The organism is Micromonospora sp. WMMD558 (assembly GCF_049315255.1).
Classification (GTDB): domain Bacteria; phylum Actinomycetota; class Actinomycetes; order Mycobacteriales; family Micromonosporaceae; genus Micromonospora.
On record NZ_CP186061.1, the window covers coordinates 5542383 to 5566172 of the forward strand.

Here is a 23790-nt window from a genome sequence, read left to right on the forward strand (position 1 = left end):
GGCAAACCGGCGCGTCGGGTTTGTCGATTTCCGGCCCGGGGTACCGGCGGGGCCAGGCGACACCGGGCGCATCCCGACGTCCGGGGCCGGTGGCACAGGGAGCGGGCCATGACGACGACGGAGCCCGGCACGGCGGTCCGCGAGTCGCCGCGGTCGCGGCTGCCCGGGCGGGTCCGGCAGGTGAGCTGGCGGACCTGGCGGGGCGTGCTGGTACGCAGCGCCCGCAACTTCGTCCGGGACAACTGCGCCGACTGGGCGGCGGCCCTGACCTACTACGGCGTGCTCGCGCTCTTCCCCTCCACGATCGTGGTGGTCGCACTGGTCGGGCTCGTCTCCGAGGGCGAACGGACCGTGGACACGGTCCTCGACCTGGCCCGCGACGTGGGCGCCGGGTCGGTCGTCGCCAACGAGGGCTTCGTGGGCGTGGTCCGGGGCGTGGTCGAGGAGCAGAGCGGCGCGAGTGTGCTGCTGAGTTTCGGTCTGCTCGGCGCCCTCTGGTCGGCCTCGGGCTTCATCGGCGCGTTCACCCGGGCCTCGAACGCCGTGTACGGGGTCGAGGAGGGGCGGCCGGTGTGGAAGCTGCGGCCGATGCAGATCGGGCTCGCCGCCGTCTCGCTGGTGCTCCTGGCCGTGGTCGCGGTCGGGCTGATCGTCAGCGGCCCGGTGACCGACGCCGTGGGTGACCTGATCGGCGCCGGTGGACTGGCCCGCACGGTGTGGAGCGTCGTCAAGTGGCCCGTGCTGGCGCTGATCATGATGGTGCTGCTGAGCCTGCTGTTCTGGATCGCGCCGAACGTCCGGCAGCCCCGCTTCCGCTGGCTCACCCCGGGCGGCGTGGTCGCCCTGCTCTCCTGGGTCGTCGCCTCCGCCGGCTTCGGCCTGTACGTGGCCAACTTCGGTTCGTACGACGCCACGTACGGCAGCCTCGGGGCGGTCATCGCCTTCCTGGTGTGGCTCTACCTGTCCAACTCGGCGCTGATGCTCGGCGTGCAGATCAACGCGGAACTCCAGCGTGGCCGGGCGTTGCAGGCCGGCGCCCGGCGCCCCGAGGAGCCGCTGCTGCCGCCCAAGGCGGAGGCCGGTACGTGACGCTCTGCCGGGTTTACCGGGCACCCCACCGGGTAGCGCAGGAGGCATGGAACGCGTCAACAGCAAGCACGGACCGAGGCTCGACGAGCAGATGAGCCAGGAGGTCGCCGGCCTCGTGCAGGGGCCGGGGACCGGGGGCTCGCGGGTCGACGAGCAGCGGGTGCCGGAACCGGCGGGTGAGGACCAGCCGGAGACGACGACGGCACCGGCCGGCGAGCTCCGGAGCGGGGCGCCCAAGGGGATGAGTTCCCGGGACGTCGAGGATCGGAGCCGGCTGGGGCGGTTCATCACCATGTCGGCACTGCCCGGTGACCGAGCGACGCTGATCGCCAACGCGCGGGACAACGACGCGCCGGACGACATCATCACCGCCCTGGAGGGGCTGCCGGAGGGCATCCACTACCAGACGGTGTCCGAGGTGTGGGCGGCGCTCGGCAACAAGAACGAGACGACCCGCTGGTGACCGGATCTCCCCACGATCCGGAACAAAGCACCGGCGGAGAGGAGGACACCTGATGAGTGGCGTCATGGAACACGTGGACGTGTCGGTCCCGGTGCGGACCGCGTACGACCAGTGGACTCAGTTCGAGGATTTTCCGCACTTCATGGAGGGTGTGCAGGAGGTCCGCCAGCTCACCGACACGATGACCCACTGGACCGTCGAGATCGCCGGGGTGAAGCGCGAGTTCGACGCGGAGATCACCGAGCAGCTGCCCGACGAGCGGGTGGCCTGGCGCTCGACCGGCGGCACCAAGCACGCGGGCGTGGTTACCTTCCACCGGCTGGACGAGAGCTCCAGCCGGGTCACCCTCCAGCTGGAGTTCGAGCCGCACGGCGTCCTCGAGCAGGCCGGTGACAAGCTCGGCGTGGTCGACCGGCGCGCCAAGGGTGACCTGGAGCGGTTCAAGCAGTACATCGAGCGGCGCGGTCAGGAGACCGGCGCCTGGCGGGGCAAGGTCGACCGCCCGCAGCCCTGACCCCCGACCCGGACCTTCGACGGCCGCCGGCACCGCCGGCGGCCGTCGGCCGCGCCGGTCGGGTTTCGCGGGGGTCGGGTCGGGTACCGCACCAGGTATGACGGACGAGAAGAAGGTGTGGCGCGACGAGGACCGGACTCCCATCCAGGAGCTGGACCGGGCCGTCGCCCGCTCGACGCTGGACGGCCAGGCCGACGACGTGACCGGCAACGACGCCGGCGAGGAGGCCGCCTTCGGGCACGGGCCGGAGGCGGTCGACCGCGGTGGCCAGGCGGCCGGCGCGGGCCGCGAGCCGACCGACCCGGACCGCGCGTACCGGCCGTCGACCACCGGCCGGACCGGCCCCGACACCCTGTGACGGGCCGAATCCGCCGTGGGGGATGTGACCGATCTCGACGGTCCGGCGGTACCGCCTTCCGGCTCCGGCCGCCGGGCCGCTGACCTCCCCCGACAGGACAAGAATCACGGTACGTGCGTCCGCGAATGCGGACAGCACAGCCAGAATCGGCCGTTCGGCTGACGGCAACCCCCGTGCCGCGCGCAAGACTTTCGGGATGCAACAGGGCAACGGCATCCTCTCGACCCGTCAGCGTCGCCTGGCCTGGCTCGGCTTCCTGCTCGCCGCCGTCCAGGCTCCGGTCTCCGCCAAGCTGGTGTCGGACAGCTCCTGGCTGTTCAGCCTCTGCGTGGCGCTGATGGTGGCTACCGTGATCATCGCCGACGACGCGGCCCGCCGTCGCCCCGCCGAGGCCCGCTCCCGCGACTGACCCTCGCGACCGTCAGCCACCCGCCCCCGGGCGGGCCTCGTGACCCGGTCGATCCCGGGTGCGGCGCCGCTCCTTCATCTCCGCCTCGTAGAGGTGCCGGCGCCCACCGACCAGTTCCTCGCGGGCCCGCCGGTCGAGGTCACGGAAGAGCGCGTAGTAGCCGTCGTCGAAGTCCTCGACGATCTGGAAGGTCCACCGGCCGGCGATGACGTTGCGGCCCAGCAGCTCGGTGTCGATGCGGTCGGCGATGTCGTCGTGCCCGGCGGTCCGGAACATCTCCACCGCGTCGTCCAGCATCAGGTCGGCGTGCCCGACGAGCTGGTGCAGCGAGTAGAGGTGCCCGCGTACCCGCTCGACGCACTCCAGCGCCTCGCTGAGCTTGCCGAGCGCGGCGACCGTGCCGTCGCTCACCCCGGCGGGCCGCCGGTGCCGCTCGTCCGGTCCGTCCGTGCCTGCTGCCATCCGTGCCTCCGCGTTCTCGGCATGCCGCTTCCGGGGCGGTCCTCTTCCGCTCCGCTCGCGCCCGCTCACTCCGTCGGGCGCGGGTCGGCCGACCGGTGGAGGAACAGAAACCACCGAGTGGACGAGGTCGACCACCGGTTCGGCCGGTTAGCCTCGTTCCCCATGCGCGTGCCGTTCAACCAGGTCACCCCCCGTACCGCCGTCGGCTCCGCCCGGTCGACGCTGGCCGCCCTGTCCGCGACCGTGGGCGCCGCCGGGCTCGCCGCGGCCGCCGTCCGGCCCGGCCTGCTCGCGCTGGTCGACCAGCACGCCGCGGCGATCCGGGAGAGCCTCGCCGGGGACCGCCGACCGCTGACCGCCGCCGCCCTGGCCGGCTACGCCGACGGCGTACGCGCCGCCGCGGCGGAGCACGACTGGCAGCCGCCGGCCGGTCCGGTCGACTGGTCGGCGCCGGACTGGCTGCTCACGCGCCTGCTCGCGGTCTCCGCGCTGGCCGGCGCCCTGGACGCCCCGAAGCCCGCGTCGCTCCCGCCGCTCTGACCCGGGGCCTGCCCACCAGGGGCCGGCCCGCGCGCACCGGGCCCGGGCACCGCACGACGGAGGGCGCCCGCCGTCGCGGACACCCTCCGTCGCTCCGTCCCCGCCCGCTCAGCGGCGGAACTGCCGGGTCTCGTCGGTCGCGCTGGGCGACTGGTAGGTGCCCTGCCCGCCGGCCATGCTCGCCGACGACTCCCGGGACATCACCTGCGTCCGCTCGGCACCGGCCCGGTCGGCCATCTGCCGCTCGACGTCGCTGCGGCCCGCGCCCTGCGCCTGCCGGTGCTGCTGGATGGCACGCGACTCCTCGGCCATCCGGTTCAGCCAGCCGTCCCAGCGGCTCTGCATCGGCTTGACCAGACCACCGCCGACCCCGACGACCAGGATGCCGGCCACCGTGGCGAGCACCGCGACCAGCACCGGCGTGGTCACCGTGGTGGCGATGCCGACCTGGTTCAGCGCCGCGATCACACCGAGCGCCAGGATGAAGACGGCTGCCAGGTCGGCCAGGACCCGGCCGTACGACAGACCGCCCAGGAAGCCGGTGACCAGGTCACGCACCGCGTTCGCGATGGCGGCGGCCACGACCACGATCACGATCGCCACGAACGCGCGCGGCAGCCAGGCGACCACGCCGCTGATCAGGTCACTGATCGCGTTCGGTCCCCACACGCCGAACGCGAACTGCAGCGTGAACAGCAGCACGGCGTAGTACGCGAGCTTCGCGAGGATGTCGCTGGCGTCGTACTTCGTGCGTTCCAACGCCTTCTTGATGCCGCCGCGCTCCACCGCCCGGTCGAAGTTCACCCGTTCCAGCACCTTGTCCACGATCTTGAGGACGGCTCGGGCGATGAGCCATCCGACCACGAGGATCGCGATGAACGCGATGGCCCTCGGTATGAACAACAGCACCGATCTCCACATGTCGGCCACGGCATTGCCGATATCGACCTGCCTGGCCGCGAGGGTTTCCGGCATGATGTCCCTCCTGTCGCATGGACTACGCCGCGCGCATACCCGGTCGGTCCGGCGGCACGCCGTCCGGGTGCCCCGCATTTTCCCGACATGACGCCATAGAGCTGTCCTGACCTGGCGAAACGGACGTAGCCGGTGGAGCCGGCGGCATGATCGGAGCCGGCCGGTGGACCCTGCCGCTAGGCTTCGGGCATGCCAGGAACGGTCGGACGGGTGCCCACGCCACCAGCGCCGGTCTCGGCCGGACCCGCGTCCTCGGGCGCGGCGGCCGACGTGTACGCCCACGACTGGGCCGGCACGTCCCTCGGCCCCCGGCCCGGCTGGGACCCGGCCCTCCGCGCCGCCGCCGAGCTGGTGCTCTCCTCGCCGGTCCCGATGGCTCTCGCCCTCGACGACGACTTCCTGCTGCTCTACAACGACGGCTACGCCGAGCTCATCGGCGACAAGCACCCGGAGGCGATCGGCCGCCCGGCTGCCGAGGTGTTCGGGGAGGTGTGGCAGCTGCCGGGCGTCGGGGAGGCCGTCGAGCGGACGTACCGCACCGGTGAGCCGTCGCTGGGCAAGGAGGTCACCCTGCCCCTGCGCCGCCGCCACTCGGGTGCGGTGGAGCACGCCGTCTTCACGCGGGGCTACTCGGCCGTCCGCGACAGCGACGGCCGGATCGCCGGCGTCCTCGTCGTCGCGGCGGAGACCACCCAGGTCACCCGGCAGCTCCAGAGCCTGAGCGACCTCGCCGCCGCGCTCGCCGGCACGCTCACCCTGGACGACGTGGCACGGGTCGCGCTGCGTCACGCGCTCGCCTCCTTCGACGCCGACCGGGTGTCCTTCGGGGTGGACGAGAGCGGCGGCGGCTGGCGGATGGTCCGCCGGCTGCGGGGCGAGCTGATCGACGAGGCCGACGAGCGGCTCCCGCCGCTGTGGCGGCGCTTCCCGCCGGATTCGGCGGCGCCGCTGGTGGTCGCGGCCCGCGTCGGGAAGGCCCGCTTCGTCGACGACGGCGAGCCGCTGCGGGAGACCGCGGTGGACCGCCACGACCAGAAGATCCAGGCCCTGGCCGCCGTGCCGCTGCCGGGTGCCGTCGTCCGCGGCGGCCTGACCGTGGGGTACCAGGCCGCGCACGCCTGGTCGGCCGCCGAGCGGGCACTGCTGCACGCCTCCGCCGAGCTGGTCGGGCAGGCGGCCGGGCGGGCCCGCCGGTTCGAGACCCAGCACGGTACGGCCCAACTCCTGCAACGCAGCATGCTTCCGGCGCACCTGCCGGACCTGCCCCGGCTGCGCATCGCCGCCCGCTACGACCCCGGTGTCGACGGCAACGCGGCCGGGGGGGACTTCTACGACGCCTTCCTCCTGCCCACCGGCGGGCTGGCCGTCGTCCTCGGCGACGTGGCCGGGCACGACGTGCAGGCGGCCGCCCGGATGGGGCAGGTCCGGGCGGCGCTGCGCGCGCTGGCCCTGGCCGACCCCCGGCCGGACGCTGTGCTCGCCGGCCTCGACCGGCTGGTGACCAGCCTGGGCGCCGAGGGCGGCACCCACGAGCTGTTCGTCACCGTGGCGCTCGGCGTGATCGACGCCGACCGGCAGCGGCTCACGCTCGCCAGCGCCGGCCACCCCGCACCGTTGATCCGCCGGTGCGCCGCCGACGGTGAGCCGTACGCCGAGTACGCCGACGTGCCCACCGGCGCCCCGCTGGGCCTGGGCTGCCGACCGGCGACCACCACCGTCCGGTTCTCGCCCGGCGACACGCTCCTGCTGTTCAGCGACGGCGTGGTGGAGCGACGCCGGCAGGGGCTGGGCACCGGCCTGGACGCGCTGGCCAGCGCGGTCGCGGGGGCCGGCAGCAGCGACCCGCGCGCGCTCTGCGCGGTGGCGACCGCCGCCGTGGCGGGCACCACCGACGACGACGTGGCCGTGCTGGCCGTGGAGCACGCCCTGCGACCGAGCCGGTCGACCAGCATGGAGGTGCCGGCCGAGCCGACGGCGCCGAGCCGGGTCCGCCACTGGATGACCGCGCAGCTCACCGAGTGGCAGGTGCCGGAGTCCGTCATCGGCGCGGCGGTGCTCTGCACCAGCGAGCTGACCACCAACGCTCTGCTGCACGCCGGGACCGCCGCCCGGGTGGAGATCGACCTGAGCCCGGAGCGGCTGCTCGTGTCGGTCGCCGACTCGGGCACCCGGGGCACCGTCACCAGGGCGCAGACCGACACGTTGAGCAGCCGGGGCCGGGGTCTCGGCCTGATCGAGGAGCTGAGCGACGCGTGGGGCACGGACCCGACCGTCCGGGGCTCGACGGTGTGGTTCGAGATCCTCGTCCCCGACCGGTGACGAGCGGGCCGTTGCCCGGCCGGTGACGGGTGCCGCGCGCCGCGAGCTGCGGTGGGCGGTGCCGGGCAGGCGATTCCCCTCCGCGACGACGGGCCGGTGGGCGTCGAGCGGGCCCGCGGCGGGTAGGAGGTCGGGCATGCCGCACGACAACGCCTCGGGTGTCCTCTTCGACGTGGACGGCACCCTGGTCGACACGACGTACCTGCACACGGTGAGCTGGTGGGAGGCGCTGCGCCAGACCGGCCGGCCGGTGCCGATGGCCACCATCCACCGCGCGATCGGCATGGGCTCGGACAAGCTCCTCGACCACCTGCTCGGGGCGGAGCGGGACCACGACGTGGACAGCCGCCTGCGGGAGGCCCACGACACCCTGTACGGCGAGTACTGGGAGCGCCTGGAGCCGCTCCCCCGCGCCGCCGACCTGCTGCGGGCGTGCGCCGACCGGGGGCTACGGGTCGTGCTGGCGACGTCGGCCGCCGAGCACGAGGTGGGGGCGCTGCGCCGGGCCCTGGCCGCGGACGATGTCATCGACACCGTCACCTCGTCGGCGGACGCCCACGAGAGCAAACCCGCCCCGGACATCCTGGTGGCCGCGCTGGACCAGGCCGGCCTCGACGCCACCCGGGCGGTGTTCGTCGGCGACTCGGTCTGGGACGTCGCCGCGGCCGGCCGGCTCGGCGTCCCCTGCGTCGGCCTGACGTGCGGCGGCACCAGCCGGGGCGAGCTGGCCGGGGCGGGCGCGGTCGCCGTGTACGACGATCCGGCCGCACTCCTCGACGGGCTCGCCGACTCGCCGCTGGCCGTACCGCGCTGACCGCACGGGCCGAGTGGGCCGAGTCGACAGGAATACCGGTACGGCATCGTGGGCACTGTCTGACACCACCTGCCCGTACGCCGCGGGCGAGGCGGAGAGGTGGTGTCGTGGAACCCGTCGACGTCGCGTACGCGCTGGTGGGACTGGGGGCGCTGCTGGCGGGGATCCTGCCGCGCGTGCTGGAGCGCCGTCCCCTGTCCATGCCGATCGCCTTCCTGGGCCTCGGCATGCTGATCTTCCTACTGCCGACCGGCCTGCCGGAGCCCGATCCCCTGGCGCACCCCGACATCGCCACCCACCTCACCGAGATCGGCGTGATCGTCGCCCTGATGGGCGCCGGACTGAAGATCGACCGGCCGTTGAGCTGGCGGCGCTGGTCGTCGACCTGGCGGCTGCTGGCGATCGCCATGCCGCTGTGCATCGCGGCCGTGGCGCTGCTCGGGTGGTGGTGGGCCGGGCTCGTGCCGGCCGCCGCGTTGCTGCTGGGCGCGGCTCTGGCGCCCACCGACCCGGTGCTCGCCGCCGACGTGCAGGTCGGTGAACCCACCGACGTCGAGGACTCCGAGGACGAGGTCCGGTTCGCCCTCACCTCGGAGGCGGGGCTGAACGACGGCCTGGCCTTCCCCTTCGTGTACGCGGCGATCGCGATCGCCACCACCGGTCTCGCCCCGGCGCGCTGGCTGGCCGACTGGGTCACCGTCGACCTGCTGTGGAAGGTGGCGGCGGGGACGGCCGGCGGCTGGCTCATCGGGTGGCTGCTCGGCAAGCTGTTCTTCCGCGCCCCGAGCGAGCTGCGGCTGGCGCGGCACGCCGAGGGCTTCCTCGCGCTCGCCGCGACGTTCCTCGCGTACGGGTTGGTGGAGCTCGTCGGCGGGTACGGCTTCCTGGCGGTCTTCGTCGCCGCCCGGGCGATCCGCGCCGCCGAGCGGACGCACGAGTTCCACTCCGTGCTGCACGACTTCGCCGAGCAGGTGGAGCGGCTGCTCACCGTCATGCTTCTGCTGCTGTTCGGCGGTGCCGTGGTCGGGGGCCTCCTCGGGCCCCTGACGTGGACGGCGGCGGCGGTCGGCCTGGCGCTGGTGTTCGTGGTCCGGCCGCTGGTCGGCTGGCTGGCGCTGCGCGGGGCGCCGGGCCGTACGGCCGAGCACTGGGTGATCGCCCTGTTCGGCATCCGCGGCGTCGGCTCGTTCTTCTATCTCGCGTACGCGACCACGAAGGCCGACTTCCCGCAGGCCGAGCTGCTCTGGGCCACGGTCGGCCTGGTGGTGGTCGTGTCGGTGGTGGTGCACGGCATCGCCGCCACCCCGGTGATGCAGTTGCTCGACCGCTCCGGCGAACGCACTCAGGACACCGCGACGACCCGCACTCCCGAACCCGCGACGGCGTGACCGCGTGGGTCAGCTGAGGCGGGCGGTCAGGGCGCGCCCCAGGTCGTGGCCGGAGCGCCAGGCGGTCTGCACCCGGGGTGGGCCGAAGGCGTCGCCGGCCAGGCCGATCGCGTCGTCGTCGAGGTGGTACGTCCCCTCGGCACCGGCCGTCGGTTTGGCGTACGTCCACCGGTGCACGTGCAGCTGCTCGGCCGGCTCGGGCAGGGCGAGCAGGTCCCGTACCGCCTCCTCGACGGCCGGTCCGGCGGCGGTGGGCTGGAGGAGGTGACCGGCGGCGAACGCGGGGGTGGTGTGCGCGACCAGGACCGGGGCGCCGTCGCCCCGCCGGTCGCCGTCGTCGCAGACCAGCGCCAGCACCGGATGGTCGTTGACGAAGGCACCCCGGAAGTCGGCCCACCGGCGGTCCGGGAACCGCAGCACGACGGCGAGCGACGGCGACCAGGTCTGCGCCTGGACGGCCCGGGTCGCCGCCGCCAAAGCCGGGTCGAGCAGGAGTGCCGCCTGCGGTCCCGGCATGGCGAGCGCCACCGCCGCGCAGGGCCGGCCGTCGACCACCGGCCCGGGTTCCACGCCGAGCACCAGGCGGTCCACGGCCACGGGCAGGTCCCGGGCGAGGTGCTCGACCAGCGAGCGCAGTCCACGGGGCGCCGCCCACCGCATCGGTCCGGCCACTTCGTGGCGGCCCTGCGCGCCGTACGCCAGGAAGGTGTCCGTCCACTCGCGGACCAGGCCCGCGGCCTGCCACTCCGCCACCAGGGCAGCGAAGCCGGGGTCGCTGGCCGTGAAGTAGGCCGCCCCCAGGTCGGCCGGACGGCCGTCGAAGCGCTTGCTGGCCATCCGCCCGCCGGCGACCCGCCCACGTTCCCGGATCTGCACCGGGATGCCGGCGCGGGCCAGCTCGCGGGCGCACGCCACCCCGGCGATGCCGGCCCCGACCACGATCACACCCGCGTCCGTACTCACCGCGCGATCGTAGTGAACGGCTGCCGGAATCCACCCGCATGGACACGCCGAGGCTGGGTACTGGCACATCTGTTCGAAGGAGGGTGGAGATCATGACGGACCGAGGGAACGGCCGGGCGAACCCGGAGGCCGCTGTCAAGGACCCGGACGAGTGGGTCACCGGCGAGGAGCCACCGACCGCGGCGCAGGAGTCGTACCTGGCGACGCTGTCCCGCGAGGCGGGCGAGGAGCCGCCGGAGGGCCTCACCAAGGCGGAGGCCTCGAAGCGGATCGACGAACTCCAGGAGGAGACCGGCCGGGGCCGGTGACGCGGCGGGCCGGCCGGCGGGTGGCCCGCCGGCCGGCCCGGCTCAGCGGCGCGGCAGGCGGTGCAGTTCGACGTCGGCCAGCCGCCGGGCGTCGACCCGCGCGGTGAGGTAGGTGGCGTACGGCTGGGCGCGCCGGTCGGTCGGCGAGCCGGGGTTGAGCAGCCGCAGGCCGCCCGGCGCGACGGTGTCCCACGGGATGTGGGAGTGCCCGAAGACCAGCAGGTCGACGTCCGGGAACCGGGCCTCGCAGCGCTCCTCGCGCCGGGTCCGCTGCCCCGTCTCGTGCACCACCGCCACCCGGAGCCCGTCGAGGTCGACCTCGGCGATCTCCGGCAACCGGGCACGCAGCGGCGGGCCGTCGTTGTTGCCGTACACCCCGATCAACCGGTTTGCGCGGGTCGCCATGGCGTCCAGGAGCGCCTCGTCGACCCAGTCTCCCGCGTGCAGCACCACGTCCGCGACATCGATGGCGGCCCACAGCGGTGCCGGCAGGTCCCGGGCCCGCTTCGGCACGTGGGTGTCGGCGGTGATGACCAGGCGCATGCCGCCATTCTGCGCCGCCGCGCCAGCGGCGGCGCGGCGGCCGGTCCGACCCGCTGGGGCGGGAACGGGGGCGGGCTTTCTCCACAGCCCTTCACACGACGGCAACGAGGCCGTAGTTTGTCGATATGGGAGCGCTTCCAGCGCCAGACGTCGATACGGGAGACATCATGCGTGCCAGATCGACGCTCGCGGCCACCGCCGCGACCGCCCTCGCCGTCACCGGCGCCGTCGCCGTCGGCCTGGTCGGGGCCCCGGCGGCGGTCGCCGCCGACTCCACCTTCTACGTGGACCCCGCCACGGCGGCCGCCGCCTGGGTCGCCGCCAATCCCGGCGACCCGCGCGCCGCCGTCATCCGGGACCGGATCGCGTCCGTCCCGCAGGGCCGGTGGTTCACCCGGACCAACACCTCGGCGGTACGCGCCGAGGTGGACGCCCTGGTCGGCGCCGCCGCCGCGGCCGGCAGGACGCCGATCCTCGTCGTCTACAACATCCCCAACCGGGACTGCAGCGGCGCCAGCAGTGGCGGCGCACCCGACCACGCCAGCTACCGCCAGTGGGTCGACCAGGTGGCCGCCGGCCTCGCCGGGCGGCCGGCGACGATCGTGCTGGAGCCGGACGTGCTGCCCCTCATGACCAACTGCCAGAACGCCGCACAGCAGGCCGAGACCAGGGCGTCGATGGCGTACGCCGGCAAGCGGCTCAAGGCCGCCTCGTCGGCGGCGAAGGTGTACTTCGACATCGGCCACTCGGCCTGGCTCTCGCCCGGCGAGGCGGCCGCCCGGTTGACCGCCGCGGACATCGCCAACAGCGCCGACGGCATCTCCCTCAACGTCTCGAACTACCGGCGCACCGCCGACGAGATCGCGTACGCCAAGGCGGTGATCGCCGCGACCGGCGTGTCCCGGCTGAAGGCGGTCATCGACACGAGCCGCAACGGCAACGGGCCGGCCGGCTCCGAGTGGTGCGACCCGGCCGGCCGGGCGATCGGCACGCCCAGCACGACGAACACCGGCGACGCCGCGATCGACGCGTTCCTCTGGGTCAAGTTGCCCGGGGAGGCCGACGGCTGCATCGCCCCCGCCGGCCAGTTCGTGCCGCAGCGGGCGTACGACCTGGCGGTCGCGGCCGGCCCGGCCCCGACCACCAGCGCGCCCACGACCGCCCCGCCGACCACCGTCCCACCGACGACGCCGCCCCCGACCACGCCGCCGCCCACCACTCCCCCGCCGACCGGCGGCTGCACGGTGACGTTCACCCCGAACTCGTGGGCGGGTGGCTTCACCGCCGAGTTGCGGGTGACCAACCGGGGCCCGGCGCTGACCGGTTGGACGGTGGCCTTCACCGCCGGCGCCAGCGTACGCCTGACCAGCGGCTGGAACGGCGAGTGGAGCCAGTCGGGCGACCGGATCACCGTCCGCAACGCCGCCTGGAACGCCAGCCTGCCCACCGGGGGTACGGCCAGCACCGGATTCCAGGGCACCTACACCGGGAGCGCGCTCCCGGCGCCGAGCGGATTCACGCTCAACGGCACCGCCTGTTCGTAGACCCCGCCGGGCCCGTCGCCGGCACCGGCGGCGGGCCCGGCGTTCCGGCGCGGCGAAGGGCCCGGCGTCCCGGCGCTCAGGCGCCCTGGCCCTGGTTCTGCATCAGGCCACCGTCCATGAAGTACGTCGACCCGGTCACGTAGTCCGCGTCGTCGCTGGCCAGGAAGACCGCCAGCTTGGCGATCTCACCCGGCTCGGCGGCCCGCTTCCACGGGATGCTCTGCACCTGCTCCTCCAGGTACTCCGGGTCGTCGATGGCCTGCTGGTTGAACGGCGTCAGCACCATGCCCGGCCCGATGTTGTTGACGTTCATGTGCATCGGGGCGACCTCCAGCGCGAGGCTCTTCGCGAGTTCCAGCATGCCGCCCTTGCTGGAGTCGTAGTCCGCGCCGCCGGCCCGGGCCACCTCCTGGTGGATCGAGGTGGTGTTGATGATCTTCCCGCCTCCGCCCCGGTCGCGGCGGTGCCGCACGAACCGGCGGCAGCAGAAGAACATCCCGTACAGGTTGACGCGGATGGCCCGGTCCCAGGTCTCGGTGTCCAGGTCCGCCACCGGGATGCCGGAGGCGTCCACCCCGGCGTTGTTCATCAGGACGTCCAGCCGGTCGAACTCCGCGAGGGCCTCGTCGAACATCGCGTCGACCTGGTGCTCGACGCTGATGTCACCCTGCACCACGACCGCCCGCCGGCCCGCCCGCTCCACCTCGGCCTTGGTGTGGTTCGCCCCGGCGTGGTCGTGCAGGTAGTGGACCACCACGTCGGCGCCCTCCCGGCCGAACTCGATGGCGGTGGCCTGTCCGATGCCCGAGTCCGAGCCGGTGATCAGGGCGGTCTTCCCGGCAAGGCGTCCGGTCATGAGCGTGCTCCTTCCGTCCGTCCCGTACCGGCCGGCACGGGGTGTCGCGTCCGCCCCGGGGCCCGCCCGCGCCGCTCGGCGGCCTCGGTGAGCAGCCCGGCGGCGTTGATGAGGCCGATGTGCGAGAACGCCTGCGGGAAGTTCCCCAGGTGCTCCCCGGTGGCCTCGTCGATCTGCTCGGCGTACAGACCGAGGTCGTTGGCCCGGTCGACGAGCGACGCGAACAGGTCGGCGGCGCGGTCCACCTCACCCGCGAGGGCGAGGCAGCTCACCAGCCAGAACGAGCAGATGACGAAGCCCGCCGGGTCGTCGTCCCACCGGCGCAGCAGGCCGTCGCGGGACAGCCGGCGTTCCACCACGTCCATCGTGGAGCGCATCCTCGGGTCGTCGGCGGGCAGGAAGCCCACCAACGGCATGAGCAGCACCGAGGCGTCCAGCCGGTCGGAGTCGAACGCACCGGCGTACGCGCCGAGCCGGTCGTTCCAGCCGCGTTCCAGCACGGCCGCACGGATCTCGTCCCGGGTGGCCGCCCACCGGGCCAGGTCGGCCGGATCCCCCAGCCGGGCGCCGAAGCGCACCGCCCGATCCAGGGCGGTCCAGCACTGCACCTTCGAGGAGAGGTAGTGCCGTTCGGCGTCCCGGGCCTCCCACATGCCGGCGTCCGGTCGCCGCCAGTCGGTGACCGCCCGCTCCGCCAGCGCGCGCAGCAGGTGCCGGACGTCGGACGACATCGGGTCGAGGTAGTGCCGCATCAACCAGGCGGCGTCGAGGACCTCACCGAGCACGTCGGTCTGCCGCTGCCGCCACGCGTCGTTGCCCACGAAGACCGGGCGGCTGTCGGCGTACCCCGGCAGGTGGTCCAGGACGTGTTCGGTGAGGTCGCGCTCGCCCTGGACGCCGTACATGATCGGCACCGGCTCGTCGCCGATCCGGCCCATCGCCCGGGAGACCCAGGCGAACTGCCGGTTCGCCTCGTCCGGGCAGGCCGCCCGCCAGAGCGCCTGGAGGGTCAGGCTGAAGTCGCGGACCCAGACGAACCGGTAGTCGTAGTTTCGCTCGCCGCCCAGTTCCTCGGGCAGGGATGTGGTCGCCGCCGCGACGATCGCGCCGCTGGGCTGGTAGGTCATGCCCTGCACCACCATCGCGCTGTGCCGCACCACGTCGCGGAACAGCCCCCGGTAGTGGTCCCGGTGCAGGTCGGCCCAGGAGCGCCAGCCGGCGACCGCGTCGGCGACCAGCCGGTCGGCGTCCGGCAGCCGGGGCGGTGGCGAGTCGTAGGTCGGGGCGTACCCGAGCGTGAACCGGTACGTCTCGCCGGCCCGTACCCGGAAGGTCGCGGTGGCGTTGCCGCCGGCGCAGGTCAACGGCACGTCCCCGCGCAGGCTGAGGTGACAGGCGCCGGCGGTGGCGCCGATGACGCCGTCGGCCTCCATCAGGAACGCGGTGACCCGGCCGTACTCGAACCGGGGCCGGTAGTCCAGGCGGACCGGCACCTCGCCGGAGAGCCCCTCCACGACCCGGCCGAGCACCCGGGGTGACCGCAGGCCGATGTCGTGGCCGCGGGCGCCGGGTTCCAGCGCGAGGGCGTCGGTGACCGCAACCTGCCCTTCCCCGGTCGTGAAGACGGTACGCAGCACGAGCGTGTGGTTCAGGTAGGACCGCTCGGAGGTGAAGTCCCCCTCCGGCCGGATCGACCAGTGTCCCGCGTCGTCGCCGAGGAGCCGGCCGAAGACCGATGGCGCGTCGAACCGCTCCGGGCACCACCAGTTGACCGATCCGGCCCGGTCGACCAGTACGGCGCTGCGGCCGTCCGCCAGGAAGCCATGGTCGCTGATCCGCCCGCTCTGCACGGACCTGCCTACCCGCCCCGACGGGACGGCATTCCACGGCGGGTCGGCGTTAACCGTCCGGTGGCCGCGGGAACAGGTTTGGTTGACGAAGGAGGAGGCTCATGACCACACCGTCGAGTCCGACCTCGGCCTGGCGTCCCGGGATGCCGGGCGGCGACACCTTCCCGTCCGGTCCCGCCGGCCACCCCTCGCCCCCGAGCGGTGACGGCGGCGGGCCGGGGCTCGGTCCACCGACCGTGACCATCGGGTCGTACCCGGACTATCCGTCCGCACAGCGCGTCGTCGACTACCTGGCGGACAACCGTTTCCCGGTGGAGCACACCGCGATCGTCGGCACGAACCTCACGCTGGTCGAGACGGTTCTCGGCCGGATGACGACCGGGCGGGCGGCGCTGGTCGGCGCCGGTTCCGGTGCCTGGTTCGGTCTGTTCATCGGGTTGCTCTTCGGCATCTTCACGGCGGGCAACTGGATCGCGGTGGTGCTCGCCGGTCTGGTGATCGGCGCGATCTGGGGTGCGGTGTTCGGCGCGGTCACGCACGCGATGACCGGCGGCCGGCGGGACTTCACCTCGGCCAGTGCGCTGCGGGCCGGCCAGTACGCGGTCATCGTCGACCAGCAGTACGCGGAGCAGGCCCGTCAACTCCTGGGCCGGATGCACATGCCGGCCCCGGAACACCAGCGGGGCTGACGCCCCGAGCGGGACGCGGGAGGCCCCGGCCGCTTTGCGGCCGGGGCCTCCCGCGTCCCGGTCTACGGTCTTTGAAATCTGTATGGGATGGCTGGCTCCGGATGGAACGGGCTGGTGGTCGCCACGTCAGGCTTTGTTGTCAAAATTTGAAGCAGTGCTACTGTTACTGCCGTGACCGAGAGTCTGGAGCCGGAGCGCCGCACCGCCTGGCGGGCGTACATCGAGGCCAGCCAGCGACTCTTCACCCAGCTGGAGGACGACCTTCGCGCCGACAGCGGGCTGAGCTTCGCCGACTACCACGTGCTGGTGCTGCTCGCCGAGGCGCCGGGGCAGCGACTGCGGATGGGTGAACTGGCCAGCCGGCTGGTCTTCTCGCCGAGCCGGCTGACGTACCAGATCTCCTCGATGCAGCGGCGCGGCCTGGTGGCCCGGGAGGCCTGTCCCGAGGACCGCCGGGGCAGCGAAGCGGTGCTCACCGCCGCCGGGCTGCTGACCCTGCGGGAGGCGGCGCCGCACCACCTGGCGTCGGTCCGCACCCATCTGATGGACGACCTCGACGCCGACGAGGTCGCCTGCCTCACCCGGATCTTCGACCGGCTCGGGCGCCGGCTGCGCGCCGAGCGCGACCCGGCCCACCCCAGCGAGAGCTAAGGAGCCCGCGATGCCCGCCATCACCGTCGACAACGTGCTCGTCCTGCCCCGCCTGCCCCGGCTCGACGAGTCCACGACCTTCCGGCCGGTCCGCCGGCTGACCACCGCGCCGAGCGGGTACGAGGGCGAGGGCTTCCCCGTGCGCCGCGCCTTCGCCGGGGTGCCGCTGAACGAGCTCGACCCGTTCATCCACCTCGACCAGATGGGCGAGGTCGACTACGCGCCGGGCGAGCCGAAGGGCACGGCGTGGCACCCGCACCGCGGGTTCGAGACCGTCACGTACATCATCGACGGCGTCTTCGACCACCAGGACACGCACGGCGGCGGTGGCACGATCGCCGACGGCGACACCCAGTGGATGACCGCCGGCAGCGGCCTCCTGCACATCGAGGCACCGCCGGAGCACCTCGTGATGAGCGGCGGCCTGTTCCACGGCACGCAGCTGTGGGTCAACCTGCCGCGGGTCGCGAAGATGATCGCGCCGAAGTACCAGGACATCCGCGGCCGCGAGTCGGCGCTGCTCACCACGCCGGACGGCGGTGCGCTGATCCGGGTGATCGCCGGCGAGATCGCCGGGCACCGGGGGCCGGGCTCCACCCACACCCCGATCACCGTCACCCACGTGACGGTGGAGCCCGGCGCCGAGGTGGACCTGCCGTGGCGGCCGGACTTCAACGCCCTGGTGTACGTGCTGGGTGGGCGCGGCACGGTCGGCACCGACCGCCGGCCGGTCCGCACCGGGCAGCTCGCGGTGCACGGCCCGGGCGACGCCCTCCGGTTCGCCGCGGACGCCCGCCAGGACAGCCGCACGCCGAAGCTGGACCTCTACATCATGGGCGGCCAGCCGATCCGGGAGCCGGTGGCGCACTACGGCCCGTTCGTCATGAACAGCCGGGACGAGCTGATCCAGGCGTTCGAGGACTTCCAGGCCGGCAAGCTCGGCGTGATCCCCGCCGAGCGGGTGCCGCACACCGACGGCCAGGGTCCGCGCCCCTGACGGCCGGCCGGCACCGCACCACACACGGCGGCGGGCGCCCCGAGCGGGGCGCCCGCCGCCGACGTCCGCCCGTCAGGACACGGCGAATATGCCCGCCACGCCGAGGATCACCATCACCAACACGGCCACCAGCGCCCCCCGCTCGCCCTCGACCGCCTGCTCGCGGTACTCGGTCACAGAGTTCGTCGTCTCGCCGGGCATGGTGTGGCCTCCTCGGTTTTCGCGTCAAGATCGGTTGGGTATGCCGTGGGACGGCCTTCCGGTCGTGCCGGCGGGCCGGGGACCCTCGGCGGGGGTTTCCACCGACGTCGTCCGACTGGGGAGGGTGGGAAACGTGGTACCCCAGGAGTGGTTCCTCTCCGCAGGCGAACGCGCCAACCCGAGGTCAGAGTTACCCGTCTGGACCAGCGGAAACCTCGCCGAGCCGTTAATTCACGGTGCCGCCTACTTCGACCGGCTGGTGAACGAGGTGGAGACCCTGGAGGCCGGCGACCACCTCTTCTTCACCGACTGGCGGGGCGACCCCGACCAGCGCATGCGGCCGGGCGGCCCGACCGTGGCCCAACTCTTCGCGCGGGCCGCCCAGCGCGGGGTGATCGTCAAGGGGCTGATCTGGCGCTCGCACCTCGACGCGCTGGCGTACAGCGAGGAGGAGAACCGGAACCTCAGCGAGACGGTCAGCGCCGCCGGCGGCGAGGTGCTGCTCGACCAGCGGGTCCGCCGCGGCGGCTCGCACCACCAGAAGCTGGTGGTGCTGCGGCACCTTCGCTCTCCCGAACGCGACATCGCCTTCGCCGGGGGCATCGACCTGTGCCACAGCCGGCGCGACGACACCGACCACCACGGCGACCCGCAGGCGGTCCGGATGTCCGCCCGGTACGGCGACCGCCCGCCGTGGCACGACGTGCAACTGGCCGTCCGTGGCCCGGCGGTCGGCGCCCTCGACACCACCTTCCGGGAACGGTGGACCGACCCGATGCCGCTGGACTCGGAGAACCCGCTCGCGTACCTGCGGGACCGGCTGCGCGGCGCGGACCTGCGCCCCGACCCGCTACCGGACCAGCCCCCGGACCCGCCGCCGTGCGGTCCCCACCACGTCCAGGTGTTGCGCACCTACCCGGCGGTGCGCCCGCGCTATTCGTTCGCGCCGGACGGCGAGCGCACGGTGGCCCGGGGTTACACCAAGGCCGTCCGCCGGGCCCGCCGCCTCATCTACCTGGAGGACCAGTACCTGTGGTCGACCGAGGTGGCGGAGCTCTTCGCGCGGGCGCTGCGGGAGCAGCCGGACCTGCACCTGATCGCCGTCGTCCCCCGGTACCCCGATGTCGACGGCCGGCTGGCGCTGCCGCCGAACACCGTCGGCCGGGAGCAGGCCCTGTCGCTGTGCGAGAAGGCCGCGCCGGACCGGGTGCACGTCTTCGACCTGGAGAACCACGCCGGGACGCCGGTGTACGTCCACGCCAAGGTCTGCGTCGTCGACGACGTGTGGGCCAGCGTCGGCAGCGACAACTTCAACCGCCGTTCCTGGACGCACGACAGCGAACTGTCCTGCGCGGTGGTCGACGACACCCGCGACCACCGCGACCCGGTGGACCCCGCCGGCACCGGCGACGGGGCGCGGCTGTTCGCCCGGAACCTCCGGTTGCGGCTCCTGCGCGAGCACCTCGACCGGGACCCCGACGGTGGCGAGGACGCCGACCTGCTCGACCCGGCCGACGCGGTCGCTGCTGTCACGGCCGCCGCCGACGCGCTGCAACGGTGGTACGACGGCGGCCGGGTCGGCCCGCGCCCGCCGGGGCGGCTGCGGCCCCACCGGCCGGAGCGGCTGCCCTGGTACGTCCGGGCCTGGGCGTTGCCGGTGTACCGGCTGGTCTACGACCCCGACGGCAGGCCACTGGCGGCCCGGCGGGCCGGCACCTGGTGACCCGCGCCCACCCCGACCGGCTCGGGCTCGCCGACGTACTCGGTCAGCCCGCCCGGGTACGCGAACGACGCGCGGGGGGCGTAGAAGCCGAACCCGATGGTGAGCGGGTTCTCCGGGCGCAGCGCGTAGATCGGGTGCGCCGGGTGCAGGAACTCCACGGACTCCACGACGAACGGGGTGACCGGCTCGGCGACGTACGGGTAGACGGCGTTGAGCAGCCGCCCTCGGTGGGCGGTGAAGTAGCGGTGGTGGCCGCTGCTCACCATCTGCCCGGCCTCGCCGACCTGGCAACGCGCCCGGATCACCGGGACGCCGCCGATCATCGTCTCGGCCACGAGGAGGCCGTTCTCGCTGCCGATGGTGGTCCGTCCGAGGACGGCCGGGGCGCCGCGGGCGGCGGCGTACTCGCGGACCGGCTCGCTGGAGGTGACGTAGTGCGTCCACCAGCCGCCGGGGCTCTCCCCGCCGGGCGCGTCCACCCCGAGGAGCGAGACCCCGACGTACGTCAGCGTGTAGGCCCCGAAGCCGGACGTCTGGCTGGCGTCGTCGACGACGTACTGGTTCATGAAGACCTGCCGGTCCGGGCGGGGTCGCAGGCCGGCGGGCACCATCGCGGCAACCGCGTCGGGGTCCGCCGGGAGCCAGCTGAAGTAGAGCGTGCGGCTGTTCACCACGAGCTGGGGAGCGGACGGGTCGAGCACGTTGCCTCCGGTGCCACTGTTGTCACTGGTGACGCTACGACTGGTCCCGTACATGGGACAACGACGGAAAGTCGACAGCAGGAGCCTCTCTGCTGAGCTGGGCCGACCACTCGGCGGCGGCGGCGGACCGACCGGTCGCCCCGGCCCGGATGTCCGGTCAGCGGCCGGTCGGACGAAGAAGCGGATGATCAGGCTCACAATCCGATGGGGTTCTGTCCGCTTAATCGCGTTTCGTGATTGAAAGTAACTTAAGTACATCAGCCGTTCGGCTAGATTTCGGGGAGACGATCAGGCTAAGGTGACTTCCGAACGGACATCTGAAGCTAAACCTAAGCGTCACGTCTTTATCCGCGGACGAGGTGCAGGGAGGACCACCCATGACCGCGCCAACGATCAGCGAACACGCGACGAAGGCCGTACCGAGCTCCACCGAGAAGCTCGACCCGCGCGCGCTCACCGACAGCGCCGCCGACCTGCTCAACGCGATGGCCGCGCTGCCGGCCGACCACCCGTCCCGCGCCGCCCTGCGCGACAAGGCGATCGAGGCCTGGCTGCCGCTCGCCAACCACCTCGCGCACCGCTACAGCGGTCGCGGCGAGCCCACCGACGACCTGGCCCAGACCGCCGCGGTCGGGCTCATCAAGGCGATCGACAAGTTCGACCCGTCGCGCGGGGTCGACTTCGCGGGATACGCGATCCCCACCATCATCGGTGAGCTCAAGCGGCACTTCCGTGACCGCACGTGGGACATCCGGGTCCCCCGCCGCCTCCAGGAGCTGCGGCTGGCCATCTCCGACGCCAACAGCTCGCTGCTCCAGAGCCTTGGCCGCTCGCCGACCGTCGCCGACATCGCCGCCCACCTCAACATCACCGAGGAAGAGGTCCTGGAGGGCCTGGAGGGCGCCCGCGCCTACAACGCGGTGTCGCTGTCCACGCCGACCGGCGACGGCGACCGGGCCACCGAGCTGGGCGACCTGCTCGGCGGCGAGGACGGCGAGTTCGAGCTGGCGGAGCTGCGGGTCGCGCTCGGCCCGGCGCTGGCCACCCTCGACGAGCGCGAGCAGAAGATCCTCACCCTGCGCTTCTACGGCAACCTGACCCAGTCGCAGATCGCCGAGCAGATCGGCGTCTCCCAGATGCACGTGTCCCGGCTGCTGGCCCGGGCGCTGACCAAGCTGCGTGGGCAGCTGGACGGCACGTACTGAGCCGGCGGCGAGGACGGTGGCCGGGTCGGCGGGCCCGGCCACCGTCGCGTTAGGGCCCGCCGCAGCGGGCGTTAACAAGGGCCCCTTCTACAACGCCAGGCGTTAAGAAGGGGCCCTTCCTTTCACCTCAGCGGTTCGCGCCACATCGGCCAGAACGGGGTGCCGTCGGGCAGCCGGAACGGCTCACGCACCCGGTAGCCGTGCTTCGTGTACAGCTCGACGCCGATCTCGCTCGCCGCCTCCAGGTAACCCGGGATCCCGTTGGCGTCCAGCCAGGCGTGGTGGTGCCGCAGCAGGGCGCTGCCCACCCCCTGGCCCTGACGGTCCGGCCGTACGGCCAGGAACGCCAGGTGGTGGTGGTCCGGGTGAGGGTGGTTCGCGGCGAACAGCTCGTCCAGGTGGGCGAAGCGCTCGGTCCACTCGCCGCACGCCGTGGCCAGCCGGGCGTCGTAGTCCTCCGGCGGTGGCGCCGGCTCCCCCACCGACGGGAACCAGACCGCGACGCCGGCCCGGTCGGCGGTGCCGAACACCAGGCCGTGCCGCATCGCGTGGTCGACCAGGATCTCGAACTGCCCGGCGAGAACCGGCTCCCGCTTGCTCTCGTCCGGCACCAGCCAGCGGGGCGCGTCGAGCACCAGGAACGCCTCCGCGATCCGCTCGGCGACCAGCCGGGTCTCCGCCGGGCCCAGGCGTTCGACCGCGAGGGCGCTCAACGCGCGACCTCCGCCCGCTCGGGCGTCTCCGGGCGCTCGGGCAGGATCGTCGCCGCGCTCTCCGCGCCGAGGCCGATCCGGGCGTACGTGTCGGGCCGGCTCGCCCGCAGCACCAGCGCCCACACCACGCCGACCAGCGCGGCGACCACGTACGCGATCGGGACCCCCCAGCGCAGCGCGTGGTCCGGGGCGACACCGAGCAGGTCGGCGAAGTTGACCACCGCGAGGGTGACGACGCCGGCCAGCGCCAGCGCGGCGAGCCCCGGCGCGACCGCCCGCCGCCACAGCGTCTCGTCCCCTCCGCCGCGGGCGAAGTAGGCGATCACCGCGACCGAGGTGGTGGCGATCAGCAGCAGGACACCGAAGCCGCCGCTGGTGCCGCCCCAGTAGAAGAGCTGCACGACGGGATCCCACCCGTTGACCGCGTACAGCAGGATGACGACGATGCCGAGGGCGCTCTGCGCGAGGGACGCCGCCCGGGGCGCCCCGGTCCGCGGCGAGGTCCGCCCGAAGACCGCCGGCAGCACCCGCTCCCGGCCGAGGGCGAAGGTGTAGCGGGCCGTCGTGTTGTGGAACGAGATCATCGCGGCCAGCACCGAGGTCAGGAACAGCACCTGGCCGATGGTGGCGACGGTGTCGCCGAGGTGCTCCCCGGCCAGGTTGAAGATCAGCGCGACGCTCTGCTCGCCGGCCTGCTCGGCGATGCGGTCCGGCCCGACCGCGACCGTCATGCTCCACGACGAGAGCGCGTAGACGACCGCGATGATCGCGATGGACAGGTACGTGGCCATCGGCACCGTCCGGCGTGGATCCTTGCTCTCCTCGCTGAACACCACGGCGGACTCGAAGCCGACGAAGCCGAGGATCGCCAGCACCAGCACCGCGCCCACGCCGGGGACGAGGAGGTTGTCCGGGGCGAGCGCGGCGAAGCTGACCTGACCGTCGGCGGGGTTGCCGAGCTGGCCCAGGTCGAACACGAGGATCACCGCGATCTCGGCGACCAGCAGGGCGGCGAGGACCAGGCCGTTGATGTCGACCCGCAGCAGGCCCAGGACCGCGACGATCGCCCAGGCGACCAGCGCCACCAGCCACCACGCCGCGGTGACGCCGAAGAGCCGGTCCAGCACCGGCTCCGCGGCCGCGCCGATGGCGCCGTACAGGCCGACCTGGAGGGCGTTGTACGCGATCAGCGCCACCCAGGCGGCGCCGACGCCGGCCGGCCGGCCCAGCCCCCGGGACACGTACGCGTAGAACGCACCGGCGTTGGCGAGCCGGCGGGCCATCGCCACGTACCCGACCGAGAAGAGGGCGAGCACCGCGGCCACCGCGAGGAAGGCCACCGGGATGCCGAGGACGCCGATGACGCCGTATCCGGTGGTCACCACCCCGGCCACGACCGTCAGCGGCGCGGCGGCGGACAGGACGAAGAAGATCACCGACGGTACGCCGAGCCGGCCGCGGGCCAGCGCCTCGGAGACGTTGCTCGGTCGTTCGGTCGTTGCTGTGGAGGACATG

Annotated in this window: 26 protein-coding genes; 16 read left to right on the plus strand and 10 right to left on the minus strand. The window is 73.4% G+C overall.

The window, feature by feature from the left end; translation table 11 throughout:
* Positions 1 to 108: 108 nt before the first annotated feature.
* The 5 genes from ACN26Y_RS26410 (at position 109) to ACN26Y_RS26430 (ending at position 2833) form a co-directional block, all read left to right on the plus strand.
* Positions 109 to 1089, plus strand: a complete 981-nt coding sequence (locus ACN26Y_RS26410; protein WP_155332860.1) for a YihY/virulence factor BrkB family protein — start codon at positions 109 to 111, stop codon at positions 1087 to 1089.
* Between the two features lie 46 nt (positions 1090 to 1135).
* Entirely contained in the window at positions 1136 to 1552 is a 417-nt protein-coding gene (locus tag ACN26Y_RS26415; RefSeq protein WP_155332861.1) for a DUF2795 domain-containing protein, read from the plus strand.
* A gap of 52 nt (positions 1553 to 1604) precedes the next feature.
* Positions 1605 to 2066, plus strand: coding sequence for an SRPBCC family protein (locus tag ACN26Y_RS26420; protein ID WP_155332862.1), 462 nt, complete (start codon positions 1605 to 1607; stop codon positions 2064 to 2066).
* A gap of 97 nt (positions 2067 to 2163) precedes the next feature.
* Entirely contained in the window at positions 2164 to 2424 is a 261-nt protein-coding gene (locus ACN26Y_RS26425; protein ID WP_155332863.1) for a hypothetical protein, read from the plus strand.
* Between the two features lie 196 nt (positions 2425 to 2620).
* Positions 2621 to 2833, plus strand: coding sequence for a hypothetical protein (locus tag ACN26Y_RS26430; protein ID WP_130323853.1), 213 nt, complete (start codon positions 2621 to 2623; stop codon positions 2831 to 2833).
* A 12-nt stretch (positions 2834 to 2845) separates the two neighbouring features.
* Here the strand turns inward: ACN26Y_RS26430 and ACN26Y_RS26435 are convergent, their stop codons facing one another.
* Entirely contained in the window at positions 2846 to 3295 is a 450-nt protein-coding gene (locus ACN26Y_RS26435; protein ID WP_155332864.1) for a hypothetical protein, read from the minus strand.
* Between the two features lie 162 nt (positions 3296 to 3457).
* Between ACN26Y_RS26435 and ACN26Y_RS26440 the strand changes: the two genes are divergently transcribed.
* A complete protein-coding gene (locus ACN26Y_RS26440) occupies positions 3458 to 3835 on the plus strand; it encodes a DUF6401 family natural product biosynthesis protein (RefSeq protein WP_155332865.1) in 378 nt (125 codons plus the stop codon).
* A 108-nt stretch (positions 3836 to 3943) separates the two neighbouring features.
* Here ACN26Y_RS26440 and ACN26Y_RS26445 read toward each other — a convergent pair whose 3' ends face one another.
* Positions 3944 to 4810: a mechanosensitive ion channel family protein gene (locus ACN26Y_RS26445; RefSeq protein ID WP_155332866.1), complete on the minus strand. Its 867-nt coding sequence runs from the start codon at positions 4808 to 4810 to the stop codon at positions 3944 to 3946.
* A gap of 189 nt (positions 4811 to 4999) precedes the next feature.
* Here ACN26Y_RS26445 and ACN26Y_RS26450 point away from each other — a divergent pair, with 189 nt between their 5' ends.
* The 3 genes from ACN26Y_RS26450 to ACN26Y_RS26460 all read left to right on the plus strand — a co-directional run bounded on the left by ACN26Y_RS26450 (position 5000) and on the right by ACN26Y_RS26460 (position 9331).
* Complete coding sequence (locus ACN26Y_RS26450; RefSeq protein ID WP_155332867.1) at positions 5000 to 7129, plus strand: ATP-binding SpoIIE family protein phosphatase; 2130 nt, start codon at positions 5000 to 5002, stop codon at positions 7127 to 7129.
* Between the two features lie 136 nt (positions 7130 to 7265).
* Complete coding sequence (locus ACN26Y_RS26455) at positions 7266 to 7943, plus strand: HAD family hydrolase (protein WP_422733699.1); 678 nt, start codon at positions 7266 to 7268, stop codon at positions 7941 to 7943.
* Between the two features lie 107 nt (positions 7944 to 8050).
* Positions 8051 to 9331, plus strand: a complete 1281-nt coding sequence (locus ACN26Y_RS26460) for a cation:proton antiporter (protein WP_155332869.1) — start codon at positions 8051 to 8053, stop codon at positions 9329 to 9331.
* Positions 9332 to 9340: 9 nt separating this feature from the next.
* Here ACN26Y_RS26460 and ACN26Y_RS26465 read toward each other — a convergent pair whose 3' ends face one another.
* Positions 9341 to 10276: an NAD(P)/FAD-dependent oxidoreductase gene (locus ACN26Y_RS26465; RefSeq protein WP_155334302.1), complete on the minus strand. Its 936-nt coding sequence runs from the start codon at positions 10274 to 10276 to the stop codon at positions 9341 to 9343.
* A 110-nt stretch (positions 10277 to 10386) separates the two neighbouring features.
* Between ACN26Y_RS26465 and ACN26Y_RS26470 the strand changes: the two genes are divergently transcribed.
* On the plus strand, positions 10387 to 10602 hold the full coding sequence (locus ACN26Y_RS26470; protein WP_155332870.1) for a DUF3072 domain-containing protein: 216 nt from the start codon (positions 10387 to 10389) through the stop codon (positions 10600 to 10602).
* 42 nt (positions 10603 to 10644) lie between these two features.
* Here the strand turns inward: ACN26Y_RS26470 and ACN26Y_RS26475 are convergent, their stop codons facing one another.
* Positions 10645 to 11145 (minus strand): metallophosphoesterase family protein, encoded by a 501-nt coding sequence (locus ACN26Y_RS26475; RefSeq protein ID WP_422733700.1) that lies wholly within the window; start codon positions 11143 to 11145, stop codon positions 10645 to 10647.
* 167 nt (positions 11146 to 11312) lie between these two features.
* On the opposite strand from ACN26Y_RS26475, the gene ACN26Y_RS26480 reads away from it, so the two are divergent.
* On the plus strand, positions 11313 to 12689 hold the full coding sequence (locus ACN26Y_RS26480; protein ID WP_422733701.1) for a glycoside hydrolase family 6 protein: 1377 nt from the start codon (positions 11313 to 11315) through the stop codon (positions 12687 to 12689).
* Between the two features lie 76 nt (positions 12690 to 12765).
* Here ACN26Y_RS26480 and ACN26Y_RS26485 read toward each other — a convergent pair whose 3' ends face one another.
* Positions 12766 to 13545, minus strand: coding sequence for a glucose 1-dehydrogenase (locus tag ACN26Y_RS26485; RefSeq protein WP_155332873.1), 780 nt, complete (start codon positions 13543 to 13545; stop codon positions 12766 to 12768).
* Positions 13542 to 15395, minus strand: coding sequence for a glycoside hydrolase family 15 protein (locus tag ACN26Y_RS26490; protein ID WP_155332874.1), 1854 nt, complete (start codon positions 15393 to 15395; stop codon positions 13542 to 13544). Before ACN26Y_RS26490 ends, ACN26Y_RS26485 begins: the two co-directional genes overlap by 4 nt.
* Positions 15396 to 15496: 101 nt before the next feature.
* Between ACN26Y_RS26490 and ACN26Y_RS26495 the strand changes: the two genes are divergently transcribed.
* From ACN26Y_RS26495 to ACN26Y_RS26505, 3 genes are all read left to right on the plus strand, one after another.
* Positions 15497 to 16084, plus strand: coding sequence for a general stress protein (locus ACN26Y_RS26495; protein ID WP_155332875.1), 588 nt, complete (start codon positions 15497 to 15499; stop codon positions 16082 to 16084).
* A 171-nt stretch (positions 16085 to 16255) separates the two neighbouring features.
* Positions 16256 to 16735 carry a MarR family winged helix-turn-helix transcriptional regulator gene (locus ACN26Y_RS26500; protein ID WP_155332876.1) on the plus strand — a complete coding sequence of 160 codons (480 nt, stop codon included), beginning with the start codon at positions 16256 to 16258 and terminating at the stop codon, positions 16733 to 16735.
* 10 nt (positions 16736 to 16745) lie between these two features.
* Positions 16746 to 17732, plus strand: coding sequence for a pirin family protein (locus tag ACN26Y_RS26505; protein WP_155332877.1), 987 nt, complete (start codon positions 16746 to 16748; stop codon positions 17730 to 17732).
* A gap of 72 nt (positions 17733 to 17804) precedes the next feature.
* On the opposite strand, the gene ACN26Y_RS26510 is transcribed toward ACN26Y_RS26505, so the two are convergent.
* Complete coding sequence (locus tag ACN26Y_RS26510) at positions 17805 to 17933, minus strand: hypothetical protein (protein ID WP_255456070.1); 129 nt, start codon at positions 17931 to 17933, stop codon at positions 17805 to 17807.
* Between the two features lie 133 nt (positions 17934 to 18066).
* Here ACN26Y_RS26510 and ACN26Y_RS26515 point away from each other — a divergent pair, with 133 nt between their 5' ends.
* A complete protein-coding gene (locus tag ACN26Y_RS26515) occupies positions 18067 to 19656 on the plus strand; it encodes a phospholipase D family protein (RefSeq protein WP_155332878.1) in 1590 nt (529 codons plus the stop codon).
* Here ACN26Y_RS26515 and ACN26Y_RS26520 read toward each other — a convergent pair.
* Entirely contained in the window at positions 19605 to 20357 is a 753-nt protein-coding gene (locus ACN26Y_RS26520; RefSeq protein WP_155332879.1) for a hypothetical protein, read from the minus strand. The two genes, ACN26Y_RS26515 and ACN26Y_RS26520, sit on opposite strands and share 52 nt — an antisense overlap.
* A 377-nt stretch (positions 20358 to 20734) precedes the next feature.
* On the opposite strand from ACN26Y_RS26520, the gene ACN26Y_RS26525 reads away from it, so the two are divergent.
* Entirely contained in the window at positions 20735 to 21562 is an 828-nt protein-coding gene (locus ACN26Y_RS26525; RefSeq protein WP_155332880.1) for a SigB/SigF/SigG family RNA polymerase sigma factor, read from the plus strand.
* A 122-nt stretch (positions 21563 to 21684) separates the two neighbouring features.
* Here the strand turns inward: ACN26Y_RS26525 and ACN26Y_RS26530 are convergent, their stop codons facing one another.
* Both ACN26Y_RS26530 and ACN26Y_RS26535 read right to left on the minus strand, forming a co-directional pair.
* Positions 21685 to 22275: a GNAT family N-acetyltransferase gene (locus ACN26Y_RS26530; RefSeq protein WP_155332881.1), complete on the minus strand. Its 591-nt coding sequence runs from the start codon at positions 22273 to 22275 to the stop codon at positions 21685 to 21687.
* The gene (locus tag ACN26Y_RS26535; protein ID WP_155332882.1) at positions 22272 to 23789 is read right to left on the minus strand and encodes an APC family permease; all 1518 of its coding nucleotides are present in this window, start codon (positions 23787 to 23789) and stop codon (positions 22272 to 22274) included. Before ACN26Y_RS26535 ends, ACN26Y_RS26530 begins: the two co-directional genes overlap by 4 nt.
* Position 23790 lies beyond the last annotated feature (1 nt).

What these genes read in the sequence shown, in the direction of transcription:
- ACN26Y_RS26410 (WP_155332860.1), top strand. Translation starts at nt 109, where the DNA reads ATGACGACGACGGAGCCCGGCACGGCGGTCCGCGAGTCGCCGCGGTCG.
- ACN26Y_RS26415 (WP_155332861.1), top strand. Translation starts at nt 1,136, where the DNA reads ATGGAACGCGTCAACAGCAAGCACGGACCGAGGCTCGACGAGCAGATG.
- ACN26Y_RS26420 (WP_155332862.1), top strand. Translation starts at nt 1,605, where the DNA reads ATGAGTGGCGTCATGGAACACGTGGACGTGTCGGTCCCGGTGCGGACC.
- ACN26Y_RS26425 (WP_155332863.1), top strand. Translation starts at nt 2,164, where the DNA reads ATGACGGACGAGAAGAAGGTGTGGCGCGACGAGGACCGGACTCCCATC.
- ACN26Y_RS26430 (WP_130323853.1), top strand. Translation starts at nt 2,621, where the DNA reads ATGCAACAGGGCAACGGCATCCTCTCGACCCGTCAGCGTCGCCTGGCC.
- ACN26Y_RS26435 (WP_155332864.1), bottom strand. Translation starts at nt 3,295, where the DNA reads ATGGCAGCAGGCACGGACGGACCGGACGAGCGGCACCGGCGGCCCGCC.
- ACN26Y_RS26440 (WP_155332865.1), top strand. Translation starts at nt 3,458, where the DNA reads ATGCGCGTGCCGTTCAACCAGGTCACCCCCCGTACCGCCGTCGGCTCC.
- ACN26Y_RS26445 (WP_155332866.1), bottom strand. Translation starts at nt 4,810, where the DNA reads ATGCCGGAAACCCTCGCGGCCAGGCAGGTCGATATCGGCAATGCCGTG.
- ACN26Y_RS26450 (WP_155332867.1), top strand. Translation starts at nt 5,000, where the DNA reads ATGCCAGGAACGGTCGGACGGGTGCCCACGCCACCAGCGCCGGTCTCG.
- ACN26Y_RS26455 (WP_422733699.1), top strand. Translation starts at nt 7,266, where the DNA reads ATGCCGCACGACAACGCCTCGGGTGTCCTCTTCGACGTGGACGGCACC.
- ACN26Y_RS26470 (WP_155332870.1), top strand. Translation starts at nt 10,387, where the DNA reads ATGACGGACCGAGGGAACGGCCGGGCGAACCCGGAGGCCGCTGTCAAG.
- ACN26Y_RS26475 (WP_422733700.1), bottom strand. Translation starts at nt 11,145, where the DNA reads ATGCGCCTGGTCATCACCGCCGACACCCACGTGCCGAAGCGGGCCCGG.
- ACN26Y_RS26480 (WP_422733701.1), top strand. Translation starts at nt 11,313, where the DNA reads ATGCGTGCCAGATCGACGCTCGCGGCCACCGCCGCGACCGCCCTCGCC.
- ACN26Y_RS26485 (WP_155332873.1), bottom strand. Translation starts at nt 13,545, where the DNA reads ATGACCGGACGCCTTGCCGGGAAGACCGCCCTGATCACCGGCTCGGAC.
- ACN26Y_RS26495 (WP_155332875.1), top strand. Translation starts at nt 15,497, where the DNA reads ATGACCACACCGTCGAGTCCGACCTCGGCCTGGCGTCCCGGGATGCCG.
- ACN26Y_RS26505 (WP_155332877.1), top strand. Translation starts at nt 16,746, where the DNA reads ATGCCCGCCATCACCGTCGACAACGTGCTCGTCCTGCCCCGCCTGCCC.
- ACN26Y_RS26510 (WP_255456070.1), bottom strand. Translation starts at nt 17,933, where the DNA reads ATGCCCGGCGAGACGACGAACTCTGTGACCGAGTACCGCGAGCAGGCG.
- ACN26Y_RS26525 (WP_155332880.1), top strand. Translation starts at nt 20,735, where the DNA reads ATGACCGCGCCAACGATCAGCGAACACGCGACGAAGGCCGTACCGAGC.
- ACN26Y_RS26535 (WP_155332882.1), bottom strand. Translation starts at nt 23,789, where the DNA reads ATGTCCTCCACAGCAACGACCGAACGACCGAGCAACGTCTCCGAGGCG.